Here is an 8,035-nt window from a genome sequence, read left to right on the forward strand (position 1 = left end):
ATTGTTCCTTGTTCATTTCTTTCCAGGCAAAATCTTCAATACGTTCATCTGCAATGTAAAACAGCTTGGTACTCGCGGGTACTTCAGCATCTAAATCTGGGTTGAGTTGAATACCATCGCCAATATCAAAAGCAATCAGCGTGGCATGATGGCGTCTTTTGAGAAAAACGAAGAGATTCTCAATAGTGGTGGCAGACTGCCCCTCAGGATAAATAACTGAGTATTGCGTCATACCTCGTGTTGAAGCCAAAAGCTCCTGATGAAGCGCACTTGAGCCCGGGTCAACCGCCGCTTTTGCCAACATTTCTGCGCCAACAGCAGGTATGCATTCCGCTTTCGGGCAATGCTGACTTAGAAGTCGGCCTAGCGCTTCATCTTTAAAGTAAGCGACCAAATGAGCGGAAGGGTTTACAGATGCGCAGTATAGAGCGGCTGACAAGGTAATGTCGTCCGAGAGATTATCCACAATAATGCAAGCGGCTTCGGCAATATTGGCGTTTTTCATCTCTTGCGAATCGGTATAACTGGTCACTTTGATAAAACTGATTTCGCCAGGTAACGGGTTCTCGATTTCTGAACGGCTGCATAAAACAATCGGGCGCTTTCCCTCTTCTTCATGTTGTAACATGCGAATAAGGTGCATCGTTCTCGATCCATTCCAGCCCAACAATACAATATGGTTTTCCACTCTTACTCTCCGTTTTCCTAAAATACCCGCTCGCCAATAGTCCATCGCTGCTCCAGCGACACGCCCCAATAATGCGGCGAATAAGCTCAAACCGCCGGGGATTACAAATAGTACGACAACCCATTTACCCATATCTGTTACTGGAGAATGGTCGCCATAACCCACCGTACTCGCCGTAACCATGAGGTAATAGATAAAGTTAGCGAAACTGTCTGTTAATGCTGTTTCACCAGCGAGAACCAGCAGCCACCATGAAAGGCTCACATATAAGCCACTAAAGATGAGAAGGCTTCGGTTGCTCAATTTAAAAAGGTGGGAACTAAGCCACTTTTTAACTACTAACCACACCGCCATAAATTTATGACCTCGATATTCATTGATTGCATCAATAGTAACTCATTGATAGTAAGACACAAAAAAACCAGCCATATTCGGCTGGTTTTTGAGATTTACTTTCAGTTACGCCTACTTTTTAAGCATTACCTTTCACTTGCATATTTAGCTGCTCAGCAAAATCTAGCATGCGGTTCAGTGGGATAAGTGATTTCACACGTAGCGCTTCATCAACAAAAATTTCGTGCTCTTCACCACCTTCACTAAGCGCTTTCTCAATTGCTTTCAAACCGTTCATTGCCATCCAAGGACAGTGTGCACAGCTGCGACATGTTGCGCCTGCACCTGCGGTTGGCGCTTCGATAAGTTCTTTCTCTGGCACAAGTTGCTGCATTTTAAAGAAAATGCCTTTGTCTGTCGCAACGATCATTTGTTTGTGAGGAAGCTCTTTCGCTGCTTTGATCAGCTGACTCGTTGATCCAACGGCATCGGCAAGTTCTACGACGCTTGCTGGTGACTCAGGGTGAACCAAAATAGCCGCATCTGGATACACGCTCTTCATTTTTCGTAGCGCATCAGCAGAGAACTCATCATGAACCACACACTCACCCTGCCAAAGCAGCATATCTGCGCCAGTTTTGTTAGCGATGTACGATCCTAGGTGACGGTCTGGTCCCCAAATAATTGGCTTATCTTCAGCGTCTAAGTGTTCCACGATTTCAAGCGCAATACTCGATGTAACGACCCAGTCGGCACGGGCTTTAACCGCTGCTGAGGTGTTTGCGTAAACTACAACCGTATGATCAGGGTGAGCATCACAAAACTCGCTGAACTTATCCGCAGGACAGCCAAGGTCGAGCGAACATTCCGCTTCCAACGTTGGCATTAGAATGCGCTTTTCTGGTGTCAGAATTTTGGCCGACTCGCCCATAAAGCGAACACCACCAATAATCAATGTACTTGCAGGGTGACGATTACCAAACTTCGCCATTTCCAACGAGTCACCAACAAACCCGCCAGTGTCTTCAGCTAGGGCTTGAATCTCAGGGTCGGTATAATAGTGCGCGATAAGTACCGCATCTTTTTCTTTGAGTAACTTTTTAATACGCTCAATGTAAGATGCTTTTTCTTCTTCGCTTAATGGAACTGGTTTCGGTGGGAATGGGTAAACAGTGTCGATTTTATCTAATATATGGCTCATTGCTCATGCTCTACGCAACTTCCTTTAATCCGAGTATTGTAACCTCGTTAATTTTCAAAAACCAACTTGTCGCGGGGATTTCTAGCGGTCTAGCCGTATATCTTTGTTACAGGTAGCATTTCCGAGTAGCGAAATTCGGTGCAACACAAGGTCAGAGGCTCTGCATCATTGCTATCGACTTAGCCGTTCTGCACCAACAGAAAATGGAAAAGAAAAAGGAAGCCGAGGCTTCCTTTTCAAAACATAACGTCTTACAGCTTAGAGCTGGCAAGTTTTGCAGATGCACTACCTGGGTATTCATCAACCACTTGTTGGTAGTACTTTTTCGCTTGAGCTGCATTGTTATTACGCTCAGCGATTTCGCCTAACTTAAGCAACGCATCGGCTCGCTTGTTGGAGTCTTTATAAGACACAACAGCGGCAAAACTTTTCACTGCATCCTCATCCTGCTTTTTAGCGAAGTACAACTGACCTAACCAGTAGTGAGAATTCGCTGAATATGTAGAATCAGGATAATCTTTCTGGAACTGCTGGAACGCTGCAATTGCGCCAGTGTAATCACGCTTTTTGAGAATGAGGTCAACTGCATTCTGATATGCCGTTTGCTCATCAACATTTGGAGTGTACTGGCCACCTGTTTTCACAGGTTGTGCTTCTTGTGCAGGTGTGGATTTTATCTCTCCACGAACACGATCCAGCTCGACAAACAACTCACGTTGACGTTGCAACATTTGTTTCATTTCGTAGCTATTTCGCTCTAATTGACCACGCAATTCACTGATCTCTTGTGACATTTGGTCAATTTGCTGTTGCATTTGGAGCTGAACGCGATTGCGATTTTGTAGCAAACGTTCTAGACGTTCTACTTCCGTTTCAGATGAACGGCTCTTAGAGACGGATGATGTGCTGTTGAGATCGGATACTGGAGCTGGTGCAGCGAACGCAAAGTTCGCTGCACTTGCCAGTAACGTAAGCGCAACAGCGCGCTTAGTGTTACTGAACATGAGGATTACCTCGAATTAGTATACTAGAACCGCGCGACGGTTCTTAGCGTAAACTTCATCTGATTGACCTAGAAGAAGTGGCTTCTCTTCACCGTAGCTAACGATTGAGATTTGGTCAGCTTGAACACCTAGTGCTTGTAGGTAGTTCGCTACTGCTTCTGCACGACGCTCACCTAGAGCAATGTTGTACTCAGGTGTACCGCGCTCATCAGCGTGACCTTCGATAGTTACGTTAAGTGCTGGGTTCTTGCTTAGGTAAGAAGCGTGAGCCGCTAGCATCTCTTCGTAATCTGCTGCAATTGTTGAGTTGTCAAAAGCAAAGTAGATTGTTTGAGTTTCACGTAGCGCTTGCTCTTTTAGCTCTTGCTCTGTCAACTGACCGCTTTGATCAATTGGCGTAGCTACTGTTGTTTCCACTGCGCCATTGTTGTTTGTTGCTGCACCAGTGTTAGAAGCAGCGTCGTCGCTTGAACTACACGCTGTAACAGCCATTACAGGAAGCGCGATTAGTAGCCCTTTTAGAACCTTGTTCAGTTGCATCTTATTTTCCTTTATTAATCAAACTTATTACTACAAAAACGGTGACCATGCAGGCGCTCGAACACGCCCATTTGTTGCCGGTAATCTAGCTTTGAATCGACCATCAATTGACACCATCGATAGTACGTTTTTCTTGTTGTAAATCGAGCTATACACAACCATGCCACCGTTTGGGGCAATACTAGGAGACTCATCAAGCAAGGTCTTAGTTAAGACTTGAAGAGCACCAGTTTCCAAATCTTGTTTCGCCAAATTAAATCCTGCGTTGCTGCGGTTCACCATAACTAGGAATCGCCCATCAGGAGTAATCTGACCACCCAAATTTTGGCTGCCTTGCCAAGTCAAACGGTCAATAGAACCGCTGCCCAAATTTACTTGATAAATCTGTGGTTTACCACCCCTATCCGATGTAAAAATCAACGATTTTCCATCCGGATGCCAGAACGGTTCCGTATTATTTGATCTGCCACGCGTAATTTGCGTCAGCTTACGAGTGTTAAGGTCAAACGTATAAACATGAAGCGAGCCTGTTTTAGAAAGAACAATCGCTAACTTATTGCCATCTGGCGAAAATCTTGGCGCACCATTGTGACGTGGGTATGAAGTAATTTTCTCACGTTCACCGGTGTAGATGTTCATGATGAAGATTTCTGCTTGGCCATTTTGGAAGCTAACATACGCAAGCTTTTTACCATCTGGTGACCACGCTGGTGACATTAATGGTTGCTTAGAACGTAAAACCAGACGCTCATTGTAGCCATCGTAATCAGCGACTCGAAGTTGGTAAGGGAAACGGTCTTTATCGTTCACTACCACATATGCGATACGAGTCATGAAAGCGCCACGGTCGCCAGTTAACTGTTCATACACCAAATCAGAGATACGGTGAGCGTACTCACGCATACGAGGCCCTTGAACAGTGGCTACTTTATTGAACAGCACATGATCTTTTGACAGAACCAATTCACCGTCACTACCAAGCGCCTTACTCTTCCCACCTGTTAACTGACCACGCACAATATCAACAAGTTGATAGTTGATAACGTAGTCACCTTGGTCGTTTTGCTTGATTGAACCAGTCAATAGCGCATCCACACCTAAATTGGTCCAAGCATCAAAATTAACTTCTGATTCACTGAACGGTGTTTGTGGCATTTTGCTCGTTGGAACTGGGCTGAATTTACCACTACGTTGTAAATCCGAGGCGATAACAGCAGAAACATCCGTTGGAAGCGCTTGTGTGCCCTCCCACTTAAACGGAACAACAGCAATTGGTCGTGCTGAATCAATACCATCGGTAATGACCAACTCTAATGCGGCATTCGCCACATTTGTCATACTGCTAAACAGTACAAACATTCCTAGTAAAAGGCGTCTAATCACGTCTTATTCCTTTTAGTCCAAAGCAACAGTTATGTTGATGTCTTTTAGTCTTTCATTGACCGCTGATTCTGAAGATTTAGGGAACGTCCCTACCTGAGCTATTGCTCGCTTCGCCGCAGCACATACTCGAGTATCGCCACTCAAAACGGTAACACCAGAGACCATCATATCAGTTCCTGTCGGAATCAATTTGATGTTTACCCTACACTCCTTTCCCAGCAAGTAGTCATCCTTAATCAGCTTTTGCTGAATATTTTGAGTATAGATGGATGACATACGAGAAAGTTCGTCGTCAATAAATTGATTGCGCGCAGCACTGTTTTTACTGACCTCATCCTCGAGACCCGCAAAAATATCATCTAACGCGGCTTCTTGAGCTTTACGCTCACGCTCGGCACGCTCAGCTGCTTCTCTCGCTTTACGCTCTCGCTCCGCTGCCTCTTTTGCCGCTTTCTCTTTTGCAATGCGCTCTTGTTCAGCTTTTTCAGCAGCTTCACGCTCACGACGTGCTTTTTCTTCCGCTTCTTTTGCTGCTTTTTCACGAGCCAAACGTTCTTGCTCAGCTTTTGCTATAGCCGCTTCTTTTGCTAAACGCTCCTGCTCAGCTTTACGCACGGCTTCTTCTTTTTCCTTGCGCTCTTTTTCTAGCTTAGCAGCTCGCTCTTTTTCTTTGCGAACACGTTCTTCTTCCTGCTTGCGCTCTTGCTCTTTTTTCTTACGTGCAGCTTCTGCTTCTCGCGCCGCTTGAGCATCTTTCGCTTGCTGCTCTTTCAACTTGCGAATTTGCTCTTCTTCAGCTTTGCGGTTTTTTTCTAGCTGCTCTGCTTCGCGTCTCAGTTTATCAAGACGCTCTTGTTCTTTTTTCGCTGCCTTTTCGCGTTGCTGGCGAATTTCTTTCGCTTGTTGCTGCACAAGTTTTGGATCGATGACAACAGCTTGAACCATTTGCCCTGTAGGCTCTGGTTTAGACATGTTGAAGTCCGTCCCCCAAAGCAGGGCTGCAACTAGAATTGCATGCAAACCAACCGATATTGCTATCGGTTTGGCGTATTGGTTGGGTTTCTTCTTGTGATCTTTCATAGATAATTGATGTCTATTCCCTGATATCGGTCATTAGACCTACCTTAGGGATACCAGCTCGACTTAGTTCATCTAGCAATAGAACAACATCGGCATATGGTGTTGCCGCGTCGCCACCTACCGCAACTGGTGAATCCGGCTTAACCTCTCGCTCCGCTTTCACTCGCACAATAACATCTTGCAACGACAAACCTCGCTGAACTTCTTCATCATTTACGCTTAGGCCTAAATTACCCTCGCTATCAATTTCGATGATAATAAAGCTACTGTCAGTCTCGCCAGCAAGGTCTTGCATAGATTCTGCGGTCGATGTTTTCGGAAGATCAACGTCGACGCCTTGAGTCACAAATGGAGCGGTCGCCATAAAAATGATCAACAGTACGAGCATTACGTCGATATACGGAACAACGTTGATCTCCGCTGTCATTTTTCGCTTTTTAGGTTGATAACCCGCCATGCTTTATTCCTTATCCGCGCTGTCTCGGCCAGCCATCGCTTGACGATGAAGGATGCTGTGGAATTCTTCAGAAAATGTTGCGTAAGTGTGCTCTAGTTTACTCACTTTATTGCTTAGGCGGTTGTACGCCATTACTGCCGGAATAGCCGCAAATAGACCCATCGCTGTCGCGATAAGTGCCTCGGCGATACCCGGTGCAACCATAGACAGCGTAGCTTGCTTTACTTCACCCAGCGCAATAAAGGCGTGCATGATGCCCCAAACGGTACCAAATAGGCCGATATAAGGGCTTATAGAGCCGACTGTTGCCAAAAACGGTAAGCTTGTTTCTAGCTCATCTACTTCACGAGAAACAGCAACGCGCATTGCGCGGCCAGTGCCTTCCATGATGTAAGCTGGTGAATTTGCGTTGCTCTTACGTAGGCGAGCAAACTCTGTAAAACCTGCGTAGAAGATTTCTTCTGTGCCTTCAATTTCGTCTTTACGCGCTTTTACTTTTTGGTAAAGCTGAGAAAGATCAGTACCCGACCAAAATTTGTCTTCAAACTGCTCTGCATTTTTTGATGCTTGAGAAAGCACTTTGCTGCGCTTGATGATCATTGCCCATGACACAATTGACATGCCAAGCAACGTCAGCATCACAAGCTTTACCAACAGACTGGCCTGAAGAAAGAGATCTAAAATGGAAATATCAGCAGTCACTATTTGTTAGCTCCGAATTTATAAAGGTTGGAATAGCTATTGGTTTCATTTTCTTATTATCGATACATGCTACCTTAACCGAGGCCTTGCACAATATCTTGCCTTGATCATTGACCAACTCTTGACAGAATTGCAGAGAAGCACGTTTTATTTCTGACACTCGGGTTACGACTGTCAGATGCTCGTCCAGCCTAGCCCCTTGGTTGAAATCGATATCCATGTGTCGGACAACAAAGCCGATATTTTGTTCCAGTAACACATGTTGAGAAATGCCTTTAGCACGTAACATCTCTGTCCGTGCGCGCTCAAAGAATTTTAGATAATTAGAATGATATACAACACCGCCCGCATCAGTGTCTTCATAGTACACGGTGATCGGCCAGTGAAAGAGATTTGATGTGCCTTGCAAGGGAGTACCAATATATTCAATTCTTTAAAGTAATTACTATAACTGAAGCGACAGCAATTGGTACCGAGCTAAGGAAATATTTTTGAAATTTGTAGAAAAAATAAAAGCTAGGCGAAATACCTAGCTTTTATTCGATGATTTAGTAACCGACTTTATTACAGCATATTTCAGCCTAAATGAAATAAAGTGCCGTTAGATAAATTAAGATAGCTAACGAGAAATAAGGACTAAACAAAAC

Annotated in this window: 9 protein-coding genes and 1 pseudogene; all 10 read right to left on the bottom strand. The window is 44.8% G+C overall.

Going from position 1 to position 8,035, the window contains the following annotated elements:
• On the bottom strand, window positions 1-1,042 hold a 1,042-nt coding region (locus CAG68_RS19650; protein ID WP_017820047.1), incomplete at its 3' end, for a potassium channel protein.
• A 118-nt stretch (window positions 1,043-1,160) separates the two neighbouring features.
• Window positions 1,161-2,222: a quinolinate synthase NadA gene (nadA, locus tag CAG68_RS19655; RefSeq protein WP_017820046.1), complete on the bottom strand. Its 1,062-nt coding sequence runs from the start codon at window positions 2,220-2,222 to the stop codon at window positions 1,161-1,163.
• A 251-nt stretch (window positions 2,223-2,473) separates the two neighbouring features.
• Window positions 2,474-3,226 carry a tol-pal system protein YbgF gene (gene ybgF, locus CAG68_RS19660; RefSeq protein ID WP_005378285.1) on the bottom strand — a complete coding sequence of 251 codons (753 nt, stop codon included), beginning with the start codon at window positions 3,224-3,226 and terminating at the stop codon, window positions 2,474-2,476.
• Window positions 3,227-3,241: 15 nt separating this feature from the next.
• Window positions 3,242-3,766 carry a peptidoglycan-associated lipoprotein Pal gene (pal, locus tag CAG68_RS19665; RefSeq protein WP_054729597.1) on the bottom strand — a complete coding sequence of 175 codons (525 nt, stop codon included), beginning with the start codon at window positions 3,764-3,766 and terminating at the stop codon, window positions 3,242-3,244.
• 30 nt (window positions 3,767-3,796) lie between these two features.
• Window positions 3,797-5,149 carry a Tol-Pal system beta propeller repeat protein TolB gene (tolB, locus tag CAG68_RS19670; protein ID WP_005387925.1) on the bottom strand — a complete coding sequence of 451 codons (1,353 nt, stop codon included), beginning with the start codon at window positions 5,147-5,149 and terminating at the stop codon, window positions 3,797-3,799.
• A 12-nt stretch (window positions 5,150-5,161) separates the two neighbouring features.
• Window positions 5,162-6,229, bottom strand: coding sequence for a cell envelope integrity protein TolA (tolA, locus tag CAG68_RS19675; RefSeq protein WP_042522108.1), 1,068 nt, complete (start codon window positions 6,227-6,229; stop codon window positions 5,162-5,164).
• Window positions 6,230-6,242: 13 nt separating this feature from the next.
• Window positions 6,243-6,686: an ExbD/TolR family protein gene (locus CAG68_RS19680; protein WP_005378298.1), complete on the bottom strand. Its 444-nt coding sequence runs from the start codon at window positions 6,684-6,686 to the stop codon at window positions 6,243-6,245.
• A gap of 3 nt (window positions 6,687-6,689) precedes the next feature.
• Window positions 6,690-7,388, bottom strand: coding sequence for a protein TolQ (gene tolQ / locus CAG68_RS19685; RefSeq protein WP_005378301.1), 699 nt, complete (start codon window positions 7,386-7,388; stop codon window positions 6,690-6,692).
• Window positions 7,378-7,797, bottom strand: a complete 420-nt coding sequence (ybgC, locus tag CAG68_RS19690) for a tol-pal system-associated acyl-CoA thioesterase (protein WP_017820044.1) — start codon at window positions 7,795-7,797, stop codon at window positions 7,378-7,380. Before ybgC ends, tolQ begins: the two co-directional genes overlap by 11 nt.
• A 172-nt stretch (window positions 7,798-7,969) precedes the next feature.
• Window positions 7,970-8,035: pseudogene (locus CAG68_RS22520) on the bottom strand (cytochrome bd biosynthesis protein); the annotation flags it as partial.

The sequence above is a fragment of the Vibrio sp. V42_P2S4T144 genome (genome assembly GCF_009904715.1).
Lineage (GTDB): Bacteria > Pseudomonadota > Gammaproteobacteria > Enterobacterales > Vibrionaceae > Vibrio > Vibrio alginolyticus.